Source organism: Streptomyces changchenzhani, from assembly GCF_039766235.1.
Lineage (GTDB): Bacteria > Actinomycetota > Actinomycetes > Streptomycetales > Streptomycetaceae > Streptomyces.
The window spans coordinates 1383856-1404847 of record NZ_JBDHNH010000001.1 but is presented as its reverse complement, the minus strand read 5'-3'; the positions used below and the strand labels follow the sequence as shown (position 1 = coordinate 1404847).

The window sequence follows — 20992 nt, the reverse complement described above, 5'->3', positions numbered from 1 at the left end:
CGTACGCGCCGTACGTCACGCCCCCGGCGCACCGCCCCCGAGTGACGCAAAGCCCCCCGTGCGTCTGGCGTGCGCCCACCCCCACGGGCCACGCTGGGGGGAGGTATCGGGGGTTCGGCATGAGAATAGACCGGTTCACGGGGGTGGTGTGCGCCCTGCTGCTCGCCCTGGCGGCGCTGACCTCGTGTCAGAAGCCGTCCGGGCAGGACGGCTCGGCGAACGGTTCCACCGGCACGGTCACCCCTTCCGGGTACGGCGCGACCTTCCTCGGCGTCGGCGAGTGCAGCTCGCGCGGGCGTGACTTCCGCGAGGTGTCCTGCGGCAGCGAGAAGGCCTCGGCGCGGGTGCTCGACCGCCAGGACGGCCGCCCGGCCGAGGGGGCGCTGTGCCCGCCCACCACGGACTTCGTGCTGCACATCTCGGAGAGCAAGCCGGCCTTCGACGAGGACGGCGACGGCGCGGTGCCGCGCGGCTCCGCGTGCATGCGCAACCTCGAAGAGCCCCACCCGGGCGACCCGGGCCGCGGCGGCGGGCCGCGCACGGTGGTCGGCGACTGCCTCTACACGGCGCGCGCGGGCCAGGTGAAGGAGACCGCCTGCGACGGGTCGGGCGAGATCGCCCCGAGGTTCGAGGTGACGGACGCGGTGGTGCGGCGCGCGCAGTGCCCGCCGTCGACCCAGCTGTTCGTGCAATTGGGCGGGGCCAAAGCAGTGGGCTGCGCCCGCCGGGTGTGAATCCACCACGGCGGGCACAGCCCAGCAGCTCGGGCGCTACAGCCATACGGCTCTACAGCCGTACGTCTTACGGCCGCAGCATCGGCTCGCGCTCGATGTCGCGCTTGTCGAGCTTCGCGTCGAACTTCGCCAGCGGCTTCGCCTTCGCCGCGTCCTCCTGGACGGCCGCCGGAGCGACGCCCGCCCAGTCGAGGATCTCGGCGGTGGCCTTCGCCTTCTCGTCCGGCGCGAGACCCGCGACGTTGGCACCGTGGTTGGCACCCGGCGCGGTGTAGACGTAGGAGTCGCGCGCGCCCTTGCCGAGGCGGAACGGCTCGGCGCTCCACGGGTCGTTCTGCCCGTTCACGAACAGCATCCGCGTGGCGTTGTGCCGCACCCAGCTGTCGACGTCGCGCATGACACCCGGCTTGAACTTCATCGGGATGTCCCGCGGTACGTACGCACGCGGCGTGAAGTACTCGGGCCCGTACTTCATCAGGCCCTTGAGGTGCGGGTACTTGACCATCGGGGCGCCCAGCTCGGTGCCCGCCTGGTAGTAGTACGGCGTATACGTGTTCAGGCCCTGGTCCGTGTACGCGGAGAAGCCCGAGATGGAGTCCACATAGTCGTAGATCTCCTGGTCGGAGACGTCCGTCGCGGGGACGGCCGCACAGTCGGCGACCAGGCTGTACTGCCAGAAGGCCCAGACGAAGTCGAGGACCGTGGACTCGTACGCCTTGTCCAGGCTGCCGATCGTCTGGAAGGTGGCGCCGTTCGCGGTCGCCCACTCCTGGTACTTGTCGCGCAGCGGACCACGGCGCTCCAGCGCCTCGCGCTGCACCCCGTTCAGCTTGTCGCGGCACTCGCGGGTGCCGACGTCGCGGAAGAACCGGTCGTACGCCGAGTCCTCGTTGTTCACCACGTCGTTGGGCGCGACGTACGCGACGACGCCGTCCATGTCACGCGGGAAGTGGCGCTCGTAGTACGTGGCGGTCATGCCGCCTTTGGAGCCGCCCGTGGAGAGCCACTTCTTGGAGTAGATCTTCTTCAGGGCGGTGAAAATGCGGTGCTGGTCGCTCGCAGCCTGCTTGATGTCGAGCTTCGACCAGTCGGCCGGGCTGGGCCGGGACGGGGTGAAGAAGCGGTATTCCATCGACACCTGGTTGCCGTCGACGATCCGGGTCGGCTCACTGCGGCTGGGGTTCGTCGAGACGTTGTAGCCGCTGGTGAAGAAGACCGTCGGGCGGTTGGTGTCCTTGTGCAGCAGGGTTATTCGCTGCTTGAAGGTGCCCTTGGACGGGTGCCGGTGGTCAACCGGCTGAGTGTAGTTCAGTACGAAATAGCGGTAGCCGGTGTACGGCTTTTCCTCTATGAGGCTCATCCCCGGTATCGCGAGGATCTTGTCCTTGATGTCCGGCTCGGCGGCGGTGGCCGCTCCGGCCGGTGCGCTGCTGATTCCGACGGTGCCTATGAGCACCGCGAACGACAGCAGCCATCTGAGCGCTTTGCGCATTCGTTCTCCCCTGTAGTCACAGACGACCACGTGAACCTAGCGGCGCAACTGTCGCTCCACCAGACCTTGTTACGGGGAGGGTGAATGGGATACAGGGGACAACGGGAACAGCCGGAATCAGAAGAATTCAGAAGGAATCAGCGGGTATTGGCGGGTAATTGGCGCGAATCAGCAGAGAATCCAGCCGGTTGAAGCCTTCTTGTTGCCGACGAAGCCCACGGCCCGTACACAGCGGTTGAGGGCGTAGACCGTCACCGGGCCTGCCCGGACGGTGAAGATGCCGCTGTCCTTGGCGACTCGGCTGCCGCGCGCCTGGAGGGCGATCGACATCTTCTGCCGTACGCCGGGCCGCTTGGCCACGGTCATGGCGCACACGTACTGGCGGCTCTTGTAGATCCGCAGCTCGCCGGTGCGGAAGGGAACCGTTCTGACCTTGCGGCCCGAGCAGCTGGCCGCCGCTGCCTCCGCGCCCTGGCTGCCGGGACCCGCCAGGGCCAGGCCCGAAGCCGCGATCACCACGGCAAGTCCGTACGCCAGCTGCTTTCTCATTGCCCCGCCCGCCCCACTCGACCCGCTCGACCCTCTTGCCGTACCGAACACCCGTACCCCAATCCCCTCAGGAGCGTACGTGCGTACGGACGCATGGAGGGTGGGGGGTGGTTGCACCGGCGTGGCGGGCCGTTCAGACCGCCGCGGGCTCGTCCTCACCTATGAAGGCCCGCCACAGCCGCGCGTAGCTGCCGTCCAGCGCGAGCAGCTCGTCGTGCGTGCCGTCCTCGACGACCCGCCCGTGGTCCATGACCACCACCCGGTCCGCGCGCGCCGCCGTCGTCAGCCTGTGCGCCACGACCAGCGTGGTGCGGCGGCCGGTGAGGCGGTCCGTGGCCTGGTTGACCTGGGCCTCGGTGGCCAGGTCGAGGGCGGCGGTCGCCTCGTCGAGCAGCAGGACGTCCGGGTCGACGAACTCGGCGCGGGCCAGCGCGATGAGCTGGCGCTGGCCGGCTGACAGATTGCGGCCGCGCTCGGCGACCTCGTGGAGGTAGCCGCCTTCGAGGGTGGCGATCATGTCGTGGGCGCCGACCGCGCGGGCCGCCGCCTCGACCTCCGCGTCGCTCGCGCCGGGCCGCCCGTACGCGATGGCGTCACGGACCGTACCGGCGAAGAGGTACGCCTCCTGCGGGACGACGCCCAGGCGGTGGCGGTACGCCGTCATGTCGAGGTCGCGCAGGTCCGTGCCGTCGGCGGTGACCCGGCCGCTGGTGGGGTCGTAGAACCGGGCGACCAGCTTGACCAGGGTCGACTTGCCCGCGCCGGTCTCGCCGACGAACGCGACGCTCTGGCCCGCCGGGATGCGCAGGGAGATCCCGGTGAGGGCCTCCTCGGGCCCGTCGGCCGTCCCGTACTGGAACGACACGTCCTCGAAGGCGATCTCGCCGCGCAGCGACAGGACGTCCAGCGGCTCGGTGGCGGCCGCGGTCGATGTGGGCTCCTGGAGGAGCTCCTGGATGCGCCCCAGCGAGACGGTCGCCTGCTGGTAGCCGTCGAAGACCTGGGAGAGCTGCTGCACGGGCGCGAAGAACAGCTCGATGTAGAGCAGATACGCGACGAGCGCGCCGGCGGTGAGAGTGCCCGCCTCGATCCGCCCGGCGCCGACGATCATCACCGCGGCGGCGGCCACCGACGAAAGCAGCTGGACGAACGGGAAGTAGATGGAGATCAGCCACTGGCCGCGGACCCGGGCCTCGCGGTAGCTGCCGCTGCGGGCGGCGAAGCGCTCGGCGCCGCTGCGCTCGCGGCGGAAGGCCTGCACGATGCGCAGCCCGGCCACCGACTCCTGGAGGTCCGCGTTGACGAGGCCGACGCGGTCGCGGGCCAGTTCGTACGCCTGGACGCTCTTCCTGCGGAAGAAGTACGTGCCGAAGACCAGGATCGGCAGCGTCGCGAAGACGACCAGGGCCAGCTCCACGTCGATGACCAGGAGGGCGACCATGATGCCGAAGAAGGTGACGACGGAGACGAAGGCGGTGACCAGACCGGTCTGCAGGAACGTCGACAGGGCGTCCACGTCGGTGGTCATGCGGGTCATGATGCGGCCGGACAGCTCACGCTCGTAGTAGTCGAGGCCGAGCCGCTGGAGCTGCGCGAAGATCTTGAGTCGCAGCGAGTAGAGGACGCGTTCACCGGTGCGTCCGGTCATGCGCATCTCGCCGGTCTGCGCCGTCCACTGGATGACGACGGACAGCAGCGCGAGGGCGGAGGCCGCCCAGACGGCGCCCAGCGAGAGCTGGCTGACGCCCTCGTCGATGCCGTGCCGGATCATGACCGGCAGGAGCAGGCCCATGCCCGCGTCGATGGTGACGAGCAGCAGGCTGATCAGCAGCGGCAACCGGAAGCCGCGGAGTAGCCTGCGCAGCCCGTAGGACTCCTCGGCCTGCACGGCGCGGGCCTCGTCGATGTCCGGTACGCCGTCGGCGGGCGGCAGTGCGTCGACCTGCGCCAGCAGCTCGGGCGTGGCCGTCATGCCGGGGGCGTGGTCGGTCGCGGTGTCGGGCGCGGTCTCGTCACGCACCCACAGCTCGGGCGTGAGGCCGCGCTCGGCGTCGAACTCCGCGTCGAGCTCCGCCTGCACGGAGCGATCGTCGGGCTCCGCGACGGCCACCGGCGGCACGTGCCCCGGTGATACGCCGCCGAGCTCGTCGGGGTCGGTGAGCAGCCGCCGGTAGAGCGCGGAGCGGCGCTGGAGCTCGTCGTGGGTGCCGATGTCGGCGAGCCGGCCGCCGTCGAGGACGGCGATGCGGTCGGCGAGGTTGAGGGTGGAGCGGCGGTGCGCGATCAGCAGGGTGGTGCGCCCGGCCATGACGGATTTCAGCGCCTCGTGGATCTCGTGCTCCACGCGCGCGTCCACGGCCGATGTGGCGTCGTCGAGGAGGAGCAGGCGCGGGTCGGTGAGGATGGCGCGGGCCAGGGCGAGGCGTTGGCGCTGGCCGCCGGAGAGGCTGAGCCCGTGCTCGCCGACCGTCGTGTCGTAGCCGTCGGGCAGCTCGGAGATGAACCTGTCTGCCTGGGCGGCGCGGGCGGCGGTCTCGATCTGTTCCTGGGTGGCGTCGGGGACGCCGTAGGCGATGTTGGCGCGCACGGTGTCGGAGAACAGGAAGCTGTCCTCGGGTACGAGCCCGATGGCGGCGCGCAGCGATTCGAGCGTCAGCTCGCGCACATCGTGGCCGCCGATCAGGACCGCGCCGCGTGACACGTCGTAGAAGCGGGGCAGCAGCAGCGAGACGGTGGACTTGCCGCTGCCCGACGAGCCGACGACGGCGACGGTCTCGCCGGGCGCGATGCTCAGCGAGAAGCCGTCGAGGACGGGGCGGTCGGTGTCGTATCCGAAGGACACGTCGTCGAATTCGACGGTGGCGGGGGCGTCGGCGGGCAGTTCCTTGGTGCCGTCGGCGATGGCAGGCTCGGTGTCGATGAGCTCCAGGACACGCTCGACGCCGGCCCGTGCCTGCTGGCCGACGGTCAGCACCATGGCGAGCATCCGGACGGGCCCGACGAGCTGGGCGAGGTAGGTGGAGAAGGCGACGAACGTACCGAGGGTGATCTCGCCCCGGGTCGCCAGCCAGCCGCCGAACGCCAGCATCGCGACCTGCCCGAGGGCGGGTACGGCCTGGAGGGCCGGGGTGTAGCGGGAGTTCAGCTTCACGGTGCGCAGGCGCCCGGCGAACAGCTGGCGGCCGACCTCGCGGAGCTTGCCGATCTCCTGGTCCTCCTGGCCGAAACCCTTCACGACGCGTACGCCGGACACGGCCCCGTCGACGACGCCCGCGACGGCGGCGGCCTGGCCCTGGGCGTACCAGGTGGCCGGGAAGAGCCTGACGCGGCTGCGCTTGGCGATGAACCACAGCGCGGGGGCGACGGCGAGCGCGACCAGGGTGAGCGGCAGCGAGAGCCACGCCATGATCACGATGGAGATGATGAAGAGCAGCACGTTCCCGATGGTCATCGGGAGCATGAAGAGCAGGCTCTGGATCAGCTGAAGGTCGCTGGTGGCGCGCCCGACGACCTGGCCGGTGGACAGCTCGTCCTGCCGCCTGCCGTCGAGGCGGGTGATGGTCCCGTACATCTCGGTGCGCAGATCGTGCTGGACGTCGAGGGCGAGCCGCCCGCCGTAGTAGCGCCGGATGTACGTCATGACGTACACGACCAGGGCTGCGACTACCAGCAGCCCGGTCCATACGGCGAGGGAGCGGGAGTGCTCCCCGATGACGTCATCGATGACGATCTTGGTGATCAGCGGCACGAGGGCCATCACCGCCATGCCGCCGAGCGAGGAGCCGAGCGCGAGCATCACGTTCCGCCGGTACCGCCAGGCATAGCCCGCCAGCCGCCGTGCCCACCCTTGATCTGCCGCCGCCACTGCTGCCTCCCGGTCGTCCTGTGCTGCCGGAAGTCACCAACGCGGTGAAGTGCGGATTTCATCCCGCCGCAACAAACGTCAACCGTCGGACCGGCCGCCACCCGTCTGGTGGACTTCCCGATCATCCCATCGGGTCATACACTGGAGCATCTATACGTTCCAGTGTATGGACGAGTCCTTTGTGATCGAGATCGAGCCGGAGGTCCGGCTGTGGTTGATGAACTTGTCGGAGCACGACTACGAAAGAGCAGAACACGCCGCTGCCCGGCTGGCTGAGAGCGCGACGACGCTGTGCGAGCCTCACTCGCGCTATTTGGGGAACGGGGTGAGGGAGCTGCGATTCGACCTCGGCCGCAACCGCGACGCTGTCAGACTCACATACTGGCTCGCTCCGGGACGCCGGGCCGTGCTACTGACGGTCTTCCGCAAGACGAAACAACGCGAGGAAGCAGAAGTAGCCCGCGCCAAGCGGGCAAAGGCCGTCTGCGAGGCAGAACACGAACCTGCGCACGAAGCATTCGTCCGCGACGCACAGCGAGGAGAGCTGTAATGGTCAGTCACGCCCAGTGGAAGCTCACCAGGGACCGGAAGGTCGCTCAGGGCATCTCCGAAGATCCGGAAGTGGCCAAACTGCGCGAGGAGATCCGCATGTCCTGGGACCTCGGTCAGGCGGTCTACGACCGGCGGACCGAGCTGGGAATTTCCCAGACGGAGCTGGCGCAGCGCGCGGGCATGACCCAGCCGCAGATCTCCAAACTGGAGCTGGGCGGGACCATGCCCACGCTGCCGCTGCTCGCCCGGCTGGCGCGGGCAATGGAGGCCTCGCTCAGCGTGGAACTCGACGGGGACAGCTCCGTCGTCACATTCCGCGCCCGCACGACGGCCGCCTGACAGCGCGGTCCGACACCGCGGTCCGACACCGCGGTCGGACATCACGGCGGGACACCGCGGTCCTGACGGCACGGACCCGACGCCACGAATTCCTCGATGTCGAGGCCCGGGTCCTTGAGGCCCCCGATCGTGAGAACTTGGGCACTCTGATCATTCAGGCCGCCCTGATCCGAGCTGCCGTACGCCCTGCCTCGGCACGTTCATTACTGCCTAGATGATCGATCCCAAGGGGTCAGTGGTCATAGGCGGTCAGCGAGCGCAGGACGGGCTGTCCCGTGTAGTCGTTGTGCCAGATCGCTGCGGTCAGCGCGAGGATGCGCTGCATGACGCGGGCGATGACCCCGCCGGGTGTGTGTCCTCGATGCTGTTCGAGATCGAGCTGTCCCTTGAAGGTCTCGTTGACTGACTCGATGACCTGCCGCAACGGCTTGAACAGGGGTGCGCCGGGCCGTTCCGGCTGGCCCTTGCGGGCCGGCCGCAGTAGCCGGATGTCCTGCTCAGCCAGTTGATGTTCGAAGTCACGGCCGAAGTAGTTCTTGTCGCCGATCAGCGTCTGGCCGGGTCGGCTGGCGAAGAGGGCCGGTTCGGCGGCGAGCAGGTCCAGCAGGGGCTCGCGCTCGTCGGCCTTGGCTCCGGTCAGGGCGAAGGCGACGGGCAGGCCCTGGAGGGTGCAGACCAGGTGCAGCCGAAGGCCCCAGAAGAAGCGGCTGTGGCTGGCGCAGTACCCGTACTCGGCCCATCCGGCCAGGTCGGAGCGTTCGACGGTCTCGCGTGAGCGGCCACACTCCACCGGCGTGGAGTCCACGATCCACACGTCGTCGCTCCACACGGTGGTCTCGGTGGCCAGGAGCCGGGTGACCCGGCGGAGCAGCTCGGCCGCCTTGCGCAGGCGCTTGTTGTAGCCGGGCTGCTTCGGCAGGTACGGGAAGAGATGCCGTAGGTGGGAGCGGGCATGGCGGAGCCAACGGGCCTCGGAGGTGAAGCCGAGCATGGCTTGCATCATCGCGAGCGTGACCAGCTCGGCGTCGGTGAGTTTCGGGGCGATACCCACCGCCGGCCGCCACGGAGCAAGCTGCGGCGAACCCTTCAGCAGGTCGTCGGTCTCCGCATAGAGTGCGGTCGCGAGGGAGTCCAAGTCTGGTGTCACAACCTGACTTTGGGTTCCCTTGTCTCATCAGCTGTGGGTTCCCGTTTCTCGTGGCTGGCGCCGGGTGGACCTCGCCCGGTTGCCGCAGCCGAGGGAACACCATGCCTGGTCACGGCGCCTGGCCAGGAAGAACATGCCGCAACTGGGGGCGTGGCAGCGCCGCACCCGCTGACGGTCTGGACCCGCGGCCAGGACGAGCGTCTCGCGGGCGACGACGGCGTCGGCGCCGCCACCCTGTTCCTGCTGTGCGAGCAGGCCGTCGCCGGTCATCCGGAAGACGACGGGGGCGGACGAGGCGAGTTCGTTCAGGCGGGTCCGCAGGCTGTCGGTGAGCGGCCGCTGTCCGGCTGTCGCGTCCAGCGCGTCGCGGACCAACCCACGCAGCCGCTCCAGCTCCTCCAAGGAGAGGGCGGCCAATCTGCGGTCGGCGGCGCGGGCGCGCCACAGCCTGGTGAGTTCCCGATCGGCGAGGAAGTCGACGTCGCCGCGCCCCGGGCCTGCGCCGACGACGACGGTGTTGGCCAGGTCGAGGACCGGGTCCTCGCCGATCCACGGCATTTCCTGCAGGTCCCGGATGGTCATGCCCCTCAATCTACTGGATTCAGGTCAGCGAACCCGTGATAACTTCAACTCACGGATTTGATCCACCAAATCCGTGGGTCACGTGGTCGACGAAGGGTGATGCCATGAGTGCAACCATCGAGTACGTCAGGTTCGACGCCGACGACCCCGCCGCCCTCACCGCCCACCGAGAGCAGCTCGTCGAACTACTCAAGGGGCACTACGGCGACGGCTTTCAGGGCGCCTACCTCGCCCAGTTCGACGACGGCACCGTCCTGGACTTCATCATCTGGTCGTCCGCCGACGTCGCCGAGCGCGCGGCCAAGGAGATGCCGACCGACCCCCGGGCACAGGGCTTCTTCAGCCGAATCGGCACAGTGCACGAGATGCGGCACGCTCAGGTACTGCACACCGCATAGCCCCGAGATCAAGGAGAATGACGCTGTGCCCTCGGCAGACGAACTACTCAGCGCGGACACCGTCGCCGACCTCACCCGATGCCTTACGCGAGCCGGTGACGGGATCACGGCGCATGAGACCCGGGGGTGCGGCGCCGTCCTGGACGGGCTGAGCTTCACCGAGCGTGTCGCCCTGATCAGAAATGCCGTCCTAGCTGATCTTCCGGCGGACTACCCGGCCTTCGCGAACGTGTTGCGCGCCGCACTGAGGGACAGCGATTTCACCGGATGGATGATCTTCCCTGTCACCGAGGCCGTCACCGTACGGGGCCGGGACGCCTTCGAACCGGCGCTCGCCCTGCTGGCAGAACTCACCCCGCGCCTGACCGCGGAGATCGCCGTCCGGCCCTTCCTCCGTGCCGACCTGGAACGCGCGCTCCGGGTCATGACGCCGTGGACCGCGCATCCCGACCTCCACGTCCGCCGACTGGCCAGTGAGGGCACGCGGCCAAGACTGCCCTGGGCGCCCCAGCTTCCGGAGCTGATCGCGGATCCGACACCCGCACTGCCCCTGCTCGACGTGCTGTACCGGGATGACTCCGAGTACGTCCGCAGATCAGTGGCCAACCACCTCAACGACATCAGCCGTGACCACCCCGACATCGCCGCTGGTGTCGCGGCGCGCTGGCTGAGCGACCCGGCACCGACGACGACCCGGTTGGTACGGCACGGCCTGCGGACCCTGATCAAGTCCGGCCACGCCGGGGCCCTTACGCTGCTCGGCCACTTCCCGGACAGTCCCGTCGCTGTCGAGGGCCCGCACGTCCACGCCTCAGAGATCCGGGTCGGCGACTATCTGCTGTTCGACTACTCGGTGACCAACACTCACGATCAGACCGCTCACCTCGTCGTCGACTACGTCGTCCTCCACATGAAGGCCAACGGGACCCGCACCCCCAAGGTCTTCAAACTCACCACGCGGTCCCTGGCTCCCGGCGAGACGTGGCGCGCGACACGCAGACACTCCTTCAAGCCGATCAGCACACGGCGCTACCACCCAGGTGTCCATCTGGTGCAGCTCCAGGTCAACGGCCGACCCCACGGGGAAGCCTCGTTCACGCTGCACTGCTGAGGGCAACCGCCTCGCATCCCGCTTCGGTGGCGTATCCGCCATCGCGCCGCCACCCCAATGGGGCTTCCGCCACCAGAAACGGGAACCTGCATCCGCGCAGCTACCCCTTGGAATCAATCATCTAGAAGGCTGCTGAAAATCTTTTGCGTTCTGGCCCCGGGCCGGCAGGTCCGGGGCCAGCCTTGTAGGCATGCAGGGGGAATGGGCCGGGGAGCCGGTCGGGCCGGATGTGTGGGAGACCTGCCGGGAGTTGATCCCGGCAGGGAGCGTGTACGCGTTCCTGGCCGAGTACCGGGAGGCGTTGTTCCCTGCGGAGTTCTTCGCGGACATGTACCCGTCGGCCAACGGGCGGCCGTCGCTGCCGCCGCAGGTGCTGGCCTCGACGGTGGTGCTGCAGTCCCTGACCGGGCTGTCGGACTTCGAGTCGGTCCAGGAACTCCGCTGTGATCTGCGGTGGAAGGCGGCTTGCGGGCTGGGCCTGCACGACATGGCCTTCGATCCGTCGTTGCTGACCTACTTCCGGCGTCGGCTTGCCCGCTCCGGCGACCCGACGCGGATCTTTACCAAGGTCAAAGAGGTCGTGGCCGCGACCGGGGTGCTGAAGGGCAGGACGCGGCGGGCGCTGGACTCCACCGTCCTGGACGACGCTGTGGCCACCCAGGACACCGTCACCCAGATCGTCTCGGCGATCCGCCGGGTGATCCGCGAGGTCCCCGGCGCCGTCACGGTCGCCGGACAGTGGTGCACCGCCCACGACTACACCGACCCGGGCAAACCGAAGATCGCCTGGAACGACGGGGCGGCCCGGGCCGCGCTGGTGGACGCCTTGGTCACCGACGCCCTCAACCTCCTGGGCCGTCTGCCCGAACGCGAGCTGGGCGAGAGAGCGGCGAACGCGATGGGCCTGCTCGCCCTGGTCGCCGGGCAGGACGTGGAGCCCGCCGAGGACTCCGACGGATCCGACGGACGCTGGCGCATCACCCGGGGCACCGTGCCCGACCGCACCGTGTCCACTGTCGACCCCGACGCCCGGCACATCCACAAGAACCGCACCCGCCACCAGGAGGGCTTCCGGGGACACGTCTCCTTCGAGCCCGAGGCCGGACTGTTCACCGCCGTCGCCCTGACCAGCGGCCACGGCCCCGGCAACCACGAAGCCGCCGTCGCGCTCGACCTGCTGGCCGACGAGGACACTGCCGACGGCCAGACACTGACCGTGCTCGGGGACGCCGCCTACGGCACCGGCGCCCTGCGCGAACAACTCACCGAGGCCGGCCACACAGCGGTGATCAAACCGCCACCGCTGCGGCAGACCGTCCCCGGCGGCTTCACCATCGACGACTTCCACGTCGACACCGAGGCCGGCACGGTGACCTGCCCGGCCGGCAACACCGCGAACCTGGGCCGCGTCAAAGCCGACGGCAACCGGACGGCCCAGTTCAAGCGCCAGTGCGCCGGCTGCCCGCTGCGGGAACGCTGCACGACCTCCAAGACCGGACGCGCCCTCAACGTCCACGCCCAGCACGCACTCCTCGCCGCCGCCCGGCACCAGGCCGCCACCGACACCACCTGGCAGGAGGAGTACCGCCGCTGGCGGCCCCCGGTCGAACGCGCCATCGCCTGGCTCGTCGCCCACGGCCACCGCCGCGTCCGCCACCGAGGCGTCATCGCCAACAACATCGCCCTCCACCACCGCGCCGCCGCACTCAACCTCCGCCGACTGATCAAACTCGGACTCACCCGAGTCAACGGCACTTGGACCCTCATCCCGGCCACCCCATAACAAAGAGGGCCACCCGGCCCACGGCCGGACAGCCCCCTCAACAAGATTTTCAGCAGCCTTCTAGGCAGGCCTCGGTGATCAAGAAGTCAACTTGAACACCCGGCACACGTCCGGGTCCCCGAGCTTGGCGAAGAGCACGGTATGCCCGTCCGACCTGCCGACCTGGAGCTGGTCGACAGGCGGCCCCCCGCGCCGGCCGTAGAGGTCTTCGAATTGTAGCTCGATCTCGGCGTCTTTCCCGGGGGGATTCGGCATCTCCCAGTATCCGCGGCCGTCGAACGCGGGAGCACCCTTCTTCAGGATCTCTACGGCGTTCTCCTTGGGCCAGTTCTTCACAGTGAGGGTGAGACGTGCCCCGTTCGGGCCCGTGTAACTCCCGTACAGATCCGCCTGACTGACCTCGCCCGCCGGAGCGGGCCCGCACCGGGCGGCATCGCCGGAACACCCCGTGGTCAGCGACGCGAGGGCGGCGAGCACGAGGATGGCGGGGGCAGTCCTGCGCCGGCGGGCCCCGCTCACGGCGCTCAGGCCGAGCGAACCGGGGGTGCCGAGGGGCGCCGGGTCGAGCGGCCCCCAGGCGCCCGGAGGCAGCGGCACAAACGCCGTCGGTATGTCGTCGCTCGATTTCTTGTCCGGGCTGTCGCCCATCCGGCGCCACACCTTCATTCGTCCGGACGCCCCCGCGGGCGATCTTTCACAGAGGCTAACGCGCAGGTGAGGTGGGCAGGGCTCCGGGTTTGGGTTCAGGGGCTGCCGAATGGCCGGTCGTGTGAGGCCGCAAGTACGGATACGTCCCCGGGTTGGGCGAACCGGTCAGGCCCGGACCGCGGGGTCGCCGTTCGCGGGCACGAGAAGGCGTGCACCTCGGCTCTTCGCGACGCGGTGCACCGCGCAGAGGGATTCGGTCAGCTGGACGGCGAGGAGATGAAGCTCCCCGGGCGTCCACGCCCGCTCCTCCAGCATGCGCTGGGCCTCGTCGATGAGATCTGCGGCCAGGCCGAGCTGGATCGACTCCATGCTGTCGGCCACGCGGGAGACGGGCCCGGCGCTGTCGCTCACGAGGTAGCACGGCTTGCCTTCGGCACTGACCCAGGGCAGCAGCCGGGCGGAGGCTGTGGAGTAGACGTCCATCAGGAGACTCCCAGGCCGTGGATGTCGCGGGTGTCGAGGTCGATCCCGTAGAGGGCGAACCACAGATCGCGCCGCCGCTGCCGTTGGAGGCGTGCCTCTTCGCGGAGTTCGCGAAGTTCATGGACACGGAGATACGGACGTACGAGAGGGGAGTCCTCGCCGCGCAGGAACGGCCAGGCGGGCGGCACTGGTGGCGGTGGCGGTGGCGGAACGAAGGTGGCGGCGGTCACTGACGCGGCGACGCGATGGCGCCCGCGTGCGGGGAGGAGCAGCCTCAGCAGCGGCTCGAAGATACGGGCGATACGGTGGCTCATGTCGACCTGCTTCTTCAGGTGGGCCATGCCCCCGGATCGTTGGCTCGATCGCGGGGGTCCTTACGTGGGTGGCGGGTGGTCTCGTTGCGGCAAGCGGCCCATTGGCGCAGCTACTTGGTCGCACCCTTCGCGATGACGGCCGCCAGGGCGCGGGCCACGGGCGGCGAGCAGCGCCCCAACTCCACGAGGGCGTACGAGGGGTTTTCACCGCAACCGGCCGGCTTGACGTCCATGGCCGGGAACTGAATCCCGGCGAGCCGGAGGGCTCTGGCCAACTCGTCGCGCGCCACCTCGGCTTCGCCAACCTTGCCGGCTGCCGCTTGTCGTTCGGGTTCTGCTGCCATCGCCCAATCCCTTCGCTTTCGCTGTGTAGCGATCCACTCACAGGGTGAGATGGCGCGAGCTAGGCTCGCTAGAGGGCAGAGAGTGACGAAGCTTTTGTCGCACGGGAGTTGGCCATGACTAACACGTACGGTGACTGGCTGAAGGAACAGCGGAAAGCGGCAGGGCTGACGCAACAGCAGCTGGCCGACGCGGCGGTGATGACCCGCTCGCACATCTCGCACATCGAGGCGGGCCGCCGCGTCCCCTCACAGGAGGACGCTCGCCGCCTGGACAGGTCTCTGAACACGGGAAACGTGCTGAGTAGCTTTCTGCCGCAGGACGACTCGGCAGTCGCTGATCACTTCGAAGCAGCGCGCCAACTGGAGCAGCAGGCAGCAATCATCCGCGAGTTCGCTCTTTCTTACATGCCTGGCATCTTTCAGACGGAGCGGTACATGCGTGCGGTCTTGAGCGTCGCTTTCCCTCCCTGGAGTGACGAGGAGAGTGACAGGATCGTCGTCACACGACTTGAGCGCTCGAAGATCCTCACCAATCCAGTGACGCCCGTAGTGTGGGCACTGTTGGACGAAGCTGTACTGCGCCGCCCCGTGGGCGGTCCAGACGTCATGGCCGAGCAGATCATGCACGTAGTCCGCCTGGTTGAGAGCAGGCGCGTGCGTGCACACGTATTGCCTCTCGGCCTTGGCGCTCACCCGCTCCTGCACAGCATGGCGACCCTGATGTGGTTCGAGGATCAGCCCCCGGTGGCCTACACCGAAGGCCTACACATGGGCCAGGTGCATGATTCCCCGGCCCTGGTCGAACGGTTCCAGGGCGCCTACGATCTTGCGCTGAGCGACGCACTGCCGCTGAAGGAGTCACTTGCCCTCATGAGGGCGACAGCGAAGGAATACGGACACCATGACTAAGCGCACCATCCCGAACGCTGCCATGCTGAGCGGCTGGCGCAAGTCGTCCTATAGCGGCTCAGATGCGGGAAGCTGCGTCGAGGTGCTGGACAGCCACCCGTCGGGCGTTCCCGTCCGTGACTCCACGTTCCCTCACGGGCCGGCCCTGCTGTTCTCGGTGGCCGATTGGTCCTCGTTCGTCGCCGCAATCAGGACCAGCACCTTCCCCGCCTGATCCGGTTCGCCCCGAGCGGCCTCTGTCGTGTGACGGAGACCGTGTCACATCCCCAACGGCCGGTCTGACGAGCCGCTCAGGCCTTCGGCACCGCCGGGATCGCCTCGTGCGGGGTCTGCGTCGGGGTGTACAGGGTCGATGCGGCGGCCGTGGGGTTGAGGGCCTTGTGGATCGCCTTGGACACGGCCTGGATGGTGTTCACGCCGTCCTTCATGGCCGGGTTGTCGTGGGTGAGGACCGTCATCGCGTAGTTGTGGCGACCGCCCGTGAACGCGCCCATGGAGTGCACCCGCCAGCCGTGTGTGGAGCGCGGCAGCCAGCCGTTCTTGACCTGGATGGTGGCGGAGGAGGGGGCGCCCGCGGGGGTGCCCCAGCGCTGGGAGGAGATGACCTTGCGCATCAGGCCGAGGATGTACGCGCGCGAGTTGTCGCTCAGTACGGTGTTCTTCGCGGTCAGCAGGTCGAGCAGCTTCTGCTCGTCGCGCGCGGTGATCTGCGTCAGGCCCCAGTAGCGGCCCGCGCCGGGCACGGTGTCGGTCATCTTGGCCGCCGTCAGGAACTTCTTGATCCTCGTCGGGCCGAGCTGGGCCCACAACGCGCTGGTGGAGTCGTTGTCGGACTTGGTGATCATGGCGGTGGCGAGCTTGGTCTCGCGCGCGGTCAGGTAGCGGTTGGTCTTCTTGGCGTCCCAGAGCAGCGCGGCGAGGACGGTCGTCTTGACCACGCTCGCGGAGTCGTACTTCTGCGTGGCGCGCAGGGTGCAGGTGGTCTTGGTGGTGCGGTCGTGCAGCGAGATCGCCGTCAGTGACCTGCGCCCCCTGAGCGCCGCGGTGATGTCCTTGGTGAGCTTGTCCGCGAGCCCGGCCTTGGCCGAGGTGCAGGCCACCGTCGGCGCGGGAGCGGCGGCGGCGGGCGCCGCGGCGGACAGCGGCACAAGAACGGCCCCGGCCAGGGCAGTGGCTATTGCGGCGCGTGTTATTCGGTGGTGCGTCATGGTGTGGTTCCCCGTCCCCGTTGGTTACTGATTCAGATGACCCGCAGGGGGCGGAAAGGTTGTACGGGACGCGGATGTCCGTTCGATACAGGTTTGTAACGGGGGTTCGTAACGGGGGTTTATGACAGGGGCGGACGCCCGTGTGGGTGTGGGTGCGAGGAACGCCCCCGCACCCACACCCCACTTCAGCTGTCGCCGTTCTCCAGGTGCGTCGCGGCGAACATGCGCAGCAGCGCCGGGAGTACGACGACCGAGGGGCCCGGCTCCGACAGGGCCTTCGCCAGGTCGTCGCGCAGGGTTTCCGGGGTCGTGCGGGTCGCCGGGACGCCGAAGGACTCGGCCAGGGCCACGAAGTCCGGGCGGGACAGCTCCGTGCCGGTGCTCTCGCCGAAGGCGTCCGTCATGTACTCGCGGAGGATGCCGTAGCCCCCGTCGTCGACGATCAGCCAGGTGACCGGCAGGTCGTACTGGCGGGCCGTGGCGAGCTCCGCGATCGAGTACATCGCGCCGCCGTCGCCGGAGACCGCGAGGACCGGCTTCGTACGGTCGGCCGCCGAGGCGCCGAGCGCCGCCGGGAAGCCGTAGCCGAGGCCGCCCGCGCCCTGCGCGGAGTGCAGCGCGCCCGGCCACGCGGACCAGGCCCAGTAGGCCAGGATCGTCATGTCCCAGAAGCTGGGCGACCCGGCGGGCAGGGCGTCGCGCACCGAGGCGAGAATGCCCTGCTCCAGGTCCAGGTCCTGGGACGCGATCCGGGCCCGTACGGCGGTGAGGACGGTACGTACCCGCTCGGCCGCCGTCGGGTCCGGGCGCTCGGGGGCGGTCTCCAGGAGGGCGGAGAGCGCCAGGCGCGCGTCGGCGTGGATGCCCAGCGCCGGGTAGTTCGACTCCAGCTTGCCGAGGTCGGCCTCGATCTGGACGATCCGGCCGCGCGGGCGGAACGTGCCGTAGTTCGAGGACAGTTCACCGAGGCCCGAGCCGACCACGAGCAGGACGTCGGCGTCCTCCAGGAGGTCGGTGGTGTGCCGGTCCTCCATCCAGGACTGGAGCGACAGCGGGTGCTCCCACGGGAACGCACCCTTGCCGCCGAAGGTCGAGACGACCGGTGCGTTCAGGCGTTCGGCGAGCGCGAGGAGCTTGCCGGCCGCGTCGGAGCGTACGACTCCGCCGCCCGCGATGATCGCCGGGCGGGCCGCGGTGGACAGCAAGTGGGCTGCCAGCGCGGTCAGTTCGGGGCGCGGGGGCAGCTCGTGCGGGGTCGCGTCCATGGCCGTGACGACCGGCAGTATCGTCTCGGCGAGGAGTACATCCTGCGGGATCTCGATCCACACCGGGCCGTGCGGAGCGGTCAGCGCCGACTCCCAGGCCTCGGCTATGGCGGACGGGATCTGCGAGGCCGAGCGCACCGTGTGCACGGACTTCACGATGTCGCGGAACGACGCCTTCTGGTCGCGCAGTTCGTGCAGATAGCCGTGCCGGCCGCCGCCGAGACCCGCGGTGGGGATCTGGCTGCTGATCGCGAGGACGGGCGCGGAGGCCGCCGCCGCCTCCTGGAGCGCGGCCAGCGAGGTGAGCGCGCCGGGCCCGGTGGACAGGAGCAGCGGCGCGGCCTCACCGGTGACGCGGCCGTAGGCGTCGGCGGCGAAGCCCGCGTTGTTCTCGACACGCAGTCCGATGTACGTCAGCGAGGAGCGGCGCAGCGCGTCGAACATGCCGAGCGCGTGCTGGCCGGGCAGCCCGAAGACGGTGGTCGCGCCGAGTCCCTGGAGCGTCTCGACGACGAGGTCGCCACCGTTGCGGCCGGGGGGAGCGTTGAGCGCCGCGGTGGTCTGCGCCTCGGTGGGGCGCAGCACCAGGTCGTGGTCGTGGGTCACTTGGCCGCCCTGGCCGCCGAGATCTGACGGGACATGATCGTGGTCAGCTCGTACGCCGTGTGGGAGGCGGCGACGGAGGTGATCTCGGCATGGTCGTACGCCGGGGCGACCTCGACGACGTCCGCGGAGACCAGGTTGCAGTCGGCGAGACCGCGGATGATCTCCAGGAGCTCGCGCGAGGTCAGGCCGCCCGCCTCCGGGGTGCCGGTGCCGGGGGCGTGCGCCGGGTCCAGGACGTCGATGTCGATGGAGATGTAGAGCGGGCGGTCGCCGATGCGCTGGCGCAGCTGGTCGGCCACCTCGTCGACGCCGCGTCGCATGACGTCGGCCGATGTGACGATGCCGAAGCCCATCTTGGCGTCGTCGTCCAGGTCCTTCTTGCCGTACAGCGGGCCGCGCGTGCCGACGTGGCTGAGCGCCTCGGTGTCGAGGATGCCCTCCTCGACGGCCCGGCGGAACGGGGTGCCGTGCGTGTACTCGGCGCCGAAGTACGTGTCCCAGGTGTCCAGGTGCGCGTCGAAGTGCAGCAGCGCGACCGGGCCGTGCTTCTTGGCGACCGAGCGCAGCAGGGGCAGCGCGATGGTGTGGTCGCCGCCGAGGGTCATCATGCGGGCGCCGTTGCCGAGCAGTTCGTCGGCGGCGGCCTCGATGGTGTCGACGGCCTCGTTGATGTTGAACGGGTTCGCGGCGATGTCACCGGCGTCGGCGACCTGCGCGAGCGCAAACGGCGAGGCGTCCTGCGCCGGGTTGTACGGGCGCAGGAGCCGTGAGGCCTCGCGGATGGCGTTGCCGCCGAAGCGGGCTCCGGGCCGGTAGGAGACCCCGGAGTCGAAGGGCACGCCGACCACGGCGACGTCGGTCCTGCCGCCGACCTCGTCGAGGCGCGGCAGCCGGGCGAACGTCGCGGGTCCTGCGTACCGCGGGATGCGGGACGAGTCGACGGGGCCGCGCGGCTGCTGCTCGTTGCTGCTCATGTGAAGTGCCTTCTTTCCTACGCTTCGTTGCGTTTTGTGACTCTACCCGCGGGTGGCGGCGGGCTCCGACTCGGGTGCCGACTCGGGCTCCGACCCTGGTACCGACTCGGGTGCCGGTTCCGTGCCGCGGCCCGCCAGCCGCTCCCGCCAGGCCGCGAGCACCGCGGCGTCGGTCGGCGGAGTGAGCAGGCTGACGACGACGTACGTCGAGAGCGAAAGCAGCAGCCCGTAATAGATGGGCTCATTGGCGAGGATGCCGTAGACCGACATCAGGCCGACAACCGCGGTTCCGCCGACGACCACCGCGGCCAGCGCCCCGTGCACCGTGCCGCGCTTCCACAGCAGGCCGCCGAGGATCGGCACCAGGAGGCCGCCGACCAGCAGGTTGTAGGCGACGGTCAGTGCCTCCACCACATTGTTCAGCATGATCGCGATACAGACGACGCCGATGCCCATGATGAGGATGAAGATGCGGTTGCCCCGCACCTCGTCGTGATCACTGTCGGCGTCCCGGGTGACGGCGCCGCGCAGCCGCTGCCAGATGTCGTTGTTCGCGACGGTGGCACAGGCGATGAGCGCGCCCGACGAGGTGGACATCACGGCGGCCAGTGCCGCGGCGAGTACAAGTCCCCTTACGCCCATGGGCAGTTCGTCGCGCACGATGGTCGCGAAGGCGTCGTCGGCGTTGGCGAGGTCCGGGTAGAGGACCTTGGCCGCGGTGCCGATGACGGCCCCGGCCAGGGCGTACACCAGGCAGTACGTACCGGCGACCGTGCCGCCGTAACGCGCGACCTTGTCGCTGCGGGCCGTGAAGACGCGCTGCCAGATGTCCTGCCCGATCAGCATGCCGAACGTATAGATCAGCACATACGTGAAGATCGTCTCGCCGCCGATGCCCAGCGGGTCGAAGTACTCGGTGGGCAGCGTGGCCTTCATCTCGCTGAAGCCGCCGGCCTTGATCACCGCGATCGGCAGCAGCAGAATCAGCACGCCGATCGTCTTGACGACGAACTGCACCATGTCGGTGAGGGTGATCGACCACATGCCGCCGAGCGTCGAGTACGCGACGACGATCGCGCCGCCGAGGATGATCGACAGCGTGCGGTTCAGGTCGAAGATGACGTCGAAGATCGTGGCGTACGCGATGGTCGAAGTGACCGCGAGCATCAGGGTGTACGCCCACATGACGACGCCCGAGATGATGCCCGCCTTCCCGCCGCCGTAGCGCAGGTCGAGCATCTCGGAGACGGTGTACACCTTCAGGCGGGCGATGCGCGCCGAGAAGAATACGGAGAGCGCGAGGAGTCCGAGGCCGATAGCGAAGACCATCCAGGCGCCGGACAGGCCGTACTTGTAGCCGAGGCCGACGCCACCGATGGTGGAGGCGCCGCCGAGGACGATGGCGGCCATCGTCCCGGAGTACATGGTGGGGCCGAGGCGGCGGCCCGCGACCAGGAAGTCGCTCTTGGACTTGGCGCGGCGCATGCCCCACCAGCCCATCGCGAGCATGCCTACGAGATAGACGAAGATCACCGCGTAGTCGACAGCCATGGGCTTTCCTCCGCTTCGTGCACTTCGGGGACGGGGGGAGAGTGCGGGTGTTCGGGGAGTACGGGGTGCACGGGACGTACGGGAGCGTGGCGGCTGCTGGGGGTGTGGGGGGGCAGGGCCACGGCCCGTTCTCCGTGC

At 69.2% G+C, this 20992-nt stretch carries 21 protein-coding genes; 8 read left to right on the top strand and 13 right to left on the bottom strand.

Features of this window, described 5'->3' with window-relative positions; all coding sequences use genetic code 11:
- Positions 1-119 precede the first annotated feature (119 nt).
- Positions 120-734, top strand: a complete 615-nt coding sequence (locus ABCR94_RS06660) for a hypothetical protein (RefSeq protein WP_347118102.1) — start codon at positions 120-122, stop codon at positions 732-734.
- A 67-nt stretch (positions 735-801) separates the two neighbouring features.
- On the opposite strand, the gene ABCR94_RS06655 is transcribed toward ABCR94_RS06660, so the two are convergent.
- The 3 genes from ABCR94_RS06655 to ABCR94_RS06645 all read right to left on the bottom strand — a co-directional run bounded on the left by ABCR94_RS06655 (position 802) and on the right by ABCR94_RS06645 (position 6640).
- Positions 802-2226 (bottom strand): S28 family serine protease, encoded by a 1425-nt coding sequence (locus ABCR94_RS06655; RefSeq protein WP_347118101.1) that lies wholly within the window; start codon positions 2224-2226, stop codon positions 802-804.
- 168 nt (positions 2227-2394) lie between these two features.
- Complete coding sequence (locus tag ABCR94_RS06650; protein WP_347118100.1) at positions 2395-2775, bottom strand: hypothetical protein; 381 nt, start codon at positions 2773-2775, stop codon at positions 2395-2397.
- Positions 2776-2908: 133 nt separating this feature from the next.
- Positions 2909-6640 (bottom strand): ABC transporter ATP-binding protein, encoded by a 3732-nt coding sequence (locus tag ABCR94_RS06645; protein WP_347118099.1) that lies wholly within the window; start codon positions 6638-6640, stop codon positions 2909-2911.
- Between the two features lie 166 nt (positions 6641-6806).
- On the opposite strand from ABCR94_RS06645, the gene ABCR94_RS06640 reads away from it, so the two are divergent.
- Both ABCR94_RS06640 and relB read left to right on the top strand, forming a co-directional pair.
- Positions 6807-7190, top strand: a complete 384-nt coding sequence (locus ABCR94_RS06640; RefSeq protein WP_347118098.1) for a type II toxin-antitoxin system RelE/ParE family toxin — start codon at positions 6807-6809, stop codon at positions 7188-7190.
- Positions 7190-7531, top strand: a complete 342-nt coding sequence (gene relB / locus ABCR94_RS06635; RefSeq protein WP_347118097.1) for a type II toxin-antitoxin system RelB family anti-toxin — start codon at positions 7190-7192, stop codon at positions 7529-7531. The genes ABCR94_RS06640 and relB overlap by 1 nt, the downstream gene beginning before the upstream one ends.
- A 232-nt stretch (positions 7532-7763) precedes the next feature.
- Here relB and ABCR94_RS06630 read toward each other — a convergent pair whose 3' ends face one another.
- Both ABCR94_RS06630 and ABCR94_RS06625 read right to left on the bottom strand, forming a co-directional pair.
- Complete coding sequence (locus tag ABCR94_RS06630; RefSeq protein WP_347118096.1) at positions 7764-8678, bottom strand: IS982 family transposase; 915 nt, start codon at positions 8676-8678, stop codon at positions 7764-7766.
- Positions 8679-8705: 27 nt separating this feature from the next.
- Entirely contained in the window at positions 8706-9260 is a 555-nt protein-coding gene (locus ABCR94_RS06625; RefSeq protein WP_347118095.1) for an ABATE domain-containing protein, read from the bottom strand.
- A 104-nt stretch (positions 9261-9364) separates the two neighbouring features.
- On the opposite strand from ABCR94_RS06625, the gene ABCR94_RS06620 reads away from it, so the two are divergent.
- The 3 genes from ABCR94_RS06620 (at position 9365) to ABCR94_RS06610 (ending at position 12552) form a co-directional block, all read left to right on the top strand.
- Positions 9365-9658, top strand: a complete 294-nt coding sequence (locus ABCR94_RS06620; protein WP_347118094.1) for a hypothetical protein — start codon at positions 9365-9367, stop codon at positions 9656-9658.
- 25 nt (positions 9659-9683) lie between these two features.
- Complete coding sequence (locus tag ABCR94_RS06615; protein ID WP_347118093.1) at positions 9684-10769, top strand: DNA alkylation repair protein; 1086 nt, start codon at positions 9684-9686, stop codon at positions 10767-10769.
- 190 nt (positions 10770-10959) lie between these two features.
- Positions 10960-12552 (top strand): IS1182 family transposase, encoded by a 1593-nt coding sequence (locus ABCR94_RS06610; protein WP_347118091.1) that lies wholly within the window; start codon positions 10960-10962, stop codon positions 12550-12552.
- A 78-nt stretch (positions 12553-12630) separates the two neighbouring features.
- Here the strand turns inward: ABCR94_RS06610 and ABCR94_RS06605 are convergent, their stop codons facing one another.
- From ABCR94_RS06605 to ABCR94_RS06590, 4 genes are all read right to left on the bottom strand, one after another.
- Positions 12631-13200 (bottom strand): hypothetical protein, encoded by a 570-nt coding sequence (locus ABCR94_RS06605; RefSeq protein WP_347118090.1) that lies wholly within the window; start codon positions 13198-13200, stop codon positions 12631-12633.
- Between the two features lie 165 nt (positions 13201-13365).
- Positions 13366-13683: a hypothetical protein gene (locus ABCR94_RS06600; RefSeq protein ID WP_347118089.1), complete on the bottom strand. Its 318-nt coding sequence runs from the start codon at positions 13681-13683 to the stop codon at positions 13366-13368.
- A complete protein-coding gene (locus ABCR94_RS06595) occupies positions 13683-14024 on the bottom strand; it encodes a hypothetical protein (RefSeq protein WP_347118088.1) in 342 nt (113 codons plus the stop codon). The genes ABCR94_RS06600 and ABCR94_RS06595 overlap by 1 nt, the downstream gene beginning before the upstream one ends.
- An 83-nt stretch (positions 14025-14107) precedes the next feature.
- Positions 14108-14341, bottom strand: a complete 234-nt coding sequence (locus tag ABCR94_RS06590) for a hypothetical protein (RefSeq protein WP_347118087.1) — start codon at positions 14339-14341, stop codon at positions 14108-14110.
- Between the two features lie 114 nt (positions 14342-14455).
- Between ABCR94_RS06590 and ABCR94_RS06585 the strand changes: the two genes are divergently transcribed.
- Positions 14456-15250: a helix-turn-helix domain-containing protein gene (locus tag ABCR94_RS06585; RefSeq protein ID WP_347118086.1), complete on the top strand. Its 795-nt coding sequence runs from the start codon at positions 14456-14458 to the stop codon at positions 15248-15250.
- Positions 15243-15464, top strand: coding sequence for a DUF397 domain-containing protein (locus ABCR94_RS06580; RefSeq protein WP_347118085.1), 222 nt, complete (start codon positions 15243-15245; stop codon positions 15462-15464). The genes ABCR94_RS06585 and ABCR94_RS06580 overlap by 8 nt, the downstream gene beginning before the upstream one ends.
- 76 nt (positions 15465-15540) lie before the next feature.
- On the opposite strand, the gene ABCR94_RS06575 is transcribed toward ABCR94_RS06580, so the two are convergent.
- From ABCR94_RS06575 to ABCR94_RS06560, 4 genes are all read right to left on the bottom strand, one after another.
- Positions 15541-16458 carry a serine hydrolase gene (locus ABCR94_RS06575; protein WP_347118084.1) on the bottom strand — a complete coding sequence of 306 codons (918 nt, stop codon included), beginning with the start codon at positions 16456-16458 and terminating at the stop codon, positions 15541-15543.
- A 185-nt stretch (positions 16459-16643) separates the two neighbouring features.
- A complete protein-coding gene (locus tag ABCR94_RS06570; protein WP_347118083.1) occupies positions 16644-18329 on the bottom strand; it encodes a thiamine pyrophosphate-binding protein in 1686 nt (561 codons plus the stop codon).
- Positions 18326-19303 carry an agmatinase gene (speB, locus tag ABCR94_RS06565; protein ID WP_347118082.1) on the bottom strand — a complete coding sequence of 326 codons (978 nt, stop codon included), beginning with the start codon at positions 19301-19303 and terminating at the stop codon, positions 18326-18328. The genes ABCR94_RS06570 and speB overlap by 4 nt, the downstream gene beginning before the upstream one ends.
- A gap of 42 nt (positions 19304-19345) precedes the next feature.
- The gene (locus ABCR94_RS06560) at positions 19346-20854 is read right to left on the bottom strand and encodes a sodium:solute symporter family protein (RefSeq protein ID WP_347118081.1); all 1509 of its coding nucleotides are present in this window, start codon (positions 20852-20854) and stop codon (positions 19346-19348) included.
- Positions 20855-20992: the final 138 nt, after the last annotated feature.

Excerpts from the sequence above, each read along its gene's own strand:
- ABCR94_RS06595 (WP_347118088.1), bottom strand. The coding sequence starts at position 14,024 with ATGGCCCACCTGAAGAAGCAGGTCGACATGAGCCACCGTATCGCCCGT.
- ABCR94_RS06660 (WP_347118102.1), top strand. The coding sequence starts at position 120 with ATGAGAATAGACCGGTTCACGGGGGTGGTGTGCGCCCTGCTGCTCGCC.
- ABCR94_RS06620 (WP_347118094.1), top strand. The coding sequence starts at position 9,365 with ATGAGTGCAACCATCGAGTACGTCAGGTTCGACGCCGACGACCCCGCC.
- ABCR94_RS06650 (WP_347118100.1), bottom strand. The coding sequence starts at position 2,775 with ATGAGAAAGCAGCTGGCGTACGGACTTGCCGTGGTGATCGCGGCTTCG.
- speB (WP_347118082.1), bottom strand. The coding sequence starts at position 19,303 with ATGAGCAGCAACGAGCAGCAGCCGCGCGGCCCCGTCGACTCGTCCCGC.
- ABCR94_RS06575 (WP_347118084.1), bottom strand. The coding sequence starts at position 16,458 with ATGACGCACCACCGAATAACACGCGCCGCAATAGCCACTGCCCTGGCC.
- relB (WP_347118097.1), top strand. The coding sequence starts at position 7,190 with ATGGTCAGTCACGCCCAGTGGAAGCTCACCAGGGACCGGAAGGTCGCT.
- ABCR94_RS06590 (WP_347118087.1), bottom strand. The coding sequence starts at position 14,341 with ATGGCAGCAGAACCCGAACGACAAGCGGCAGCCGGCAAGGTTGGCGAA.
- ABCR94_RS06640 (WP_347118098.1), top strand. The coding sequence starts at position 6,807 with ATGGACGAGTCCTTTGTGATCGAGATCGAGCCGGAGGTCCGGCTGTGG.
- ABCR94_RS06605 (WP_347118090.1), bottom strand. The coding sequence starts at position 13,200 with ATGGGCGACAGCCCGGACAAGAAATCGAGCGACGACATACCGACGGCG.
- ABCR94_RS06655 (WP_347118101.1), bottom strand. The coding sequence starts at position 2,226 with ATGCGCAAAGCGCTCAGATGGCTGCTGTCGTTCGCGGTGCTCATAGGC.
- ABCR94_RS06585 (WP_347118086.1), top strand. The coding sequence starts at position 14,456 with ATGACTAACACGTACGGTGACTGGCTGAAGGAACAGCGGAAAGCGGCA.
- ABCR94_RS06580 (WP_347118085.1), top strand. The coding sequence starts at position 15,243 with ATGACTAAGCGCACCATCCCGAACGCTGCCATGCTGAGCGGCTGGCGC.
- ABCR94_RS06625 (WP_347118095.1), bottom strand. The coding sequence starts at position 9,260 with ATGACCATCCGGGACCTGCAGGAAATGCCGTGGATCGGCGAGGACCCG.
- ABCR94_RS06560 (WP_347118081.1), bottom strand. The coding sequence starts at position 20,854 with ATGGCTGTCGACTACGCGGTGATCTTCGTCTATCTCGTAGGCATGCTC.
- ABCR94_RS06610 (WP_347118091.1), top strand. The coding sequence starts at position 10,960 with ATGCAGGGGGAATGGGCCGGGGAGCCGGTCGGGCCGGATGTGTGGGAG.
- ABCR94_RS06600 (WP_347118089.1), bottom strand. The coding sequence starts at position 13,683 with ATGGACGTCTACTCCACAGCCTCCGCCCGGCTGCTGCCCTGGGTCAGT.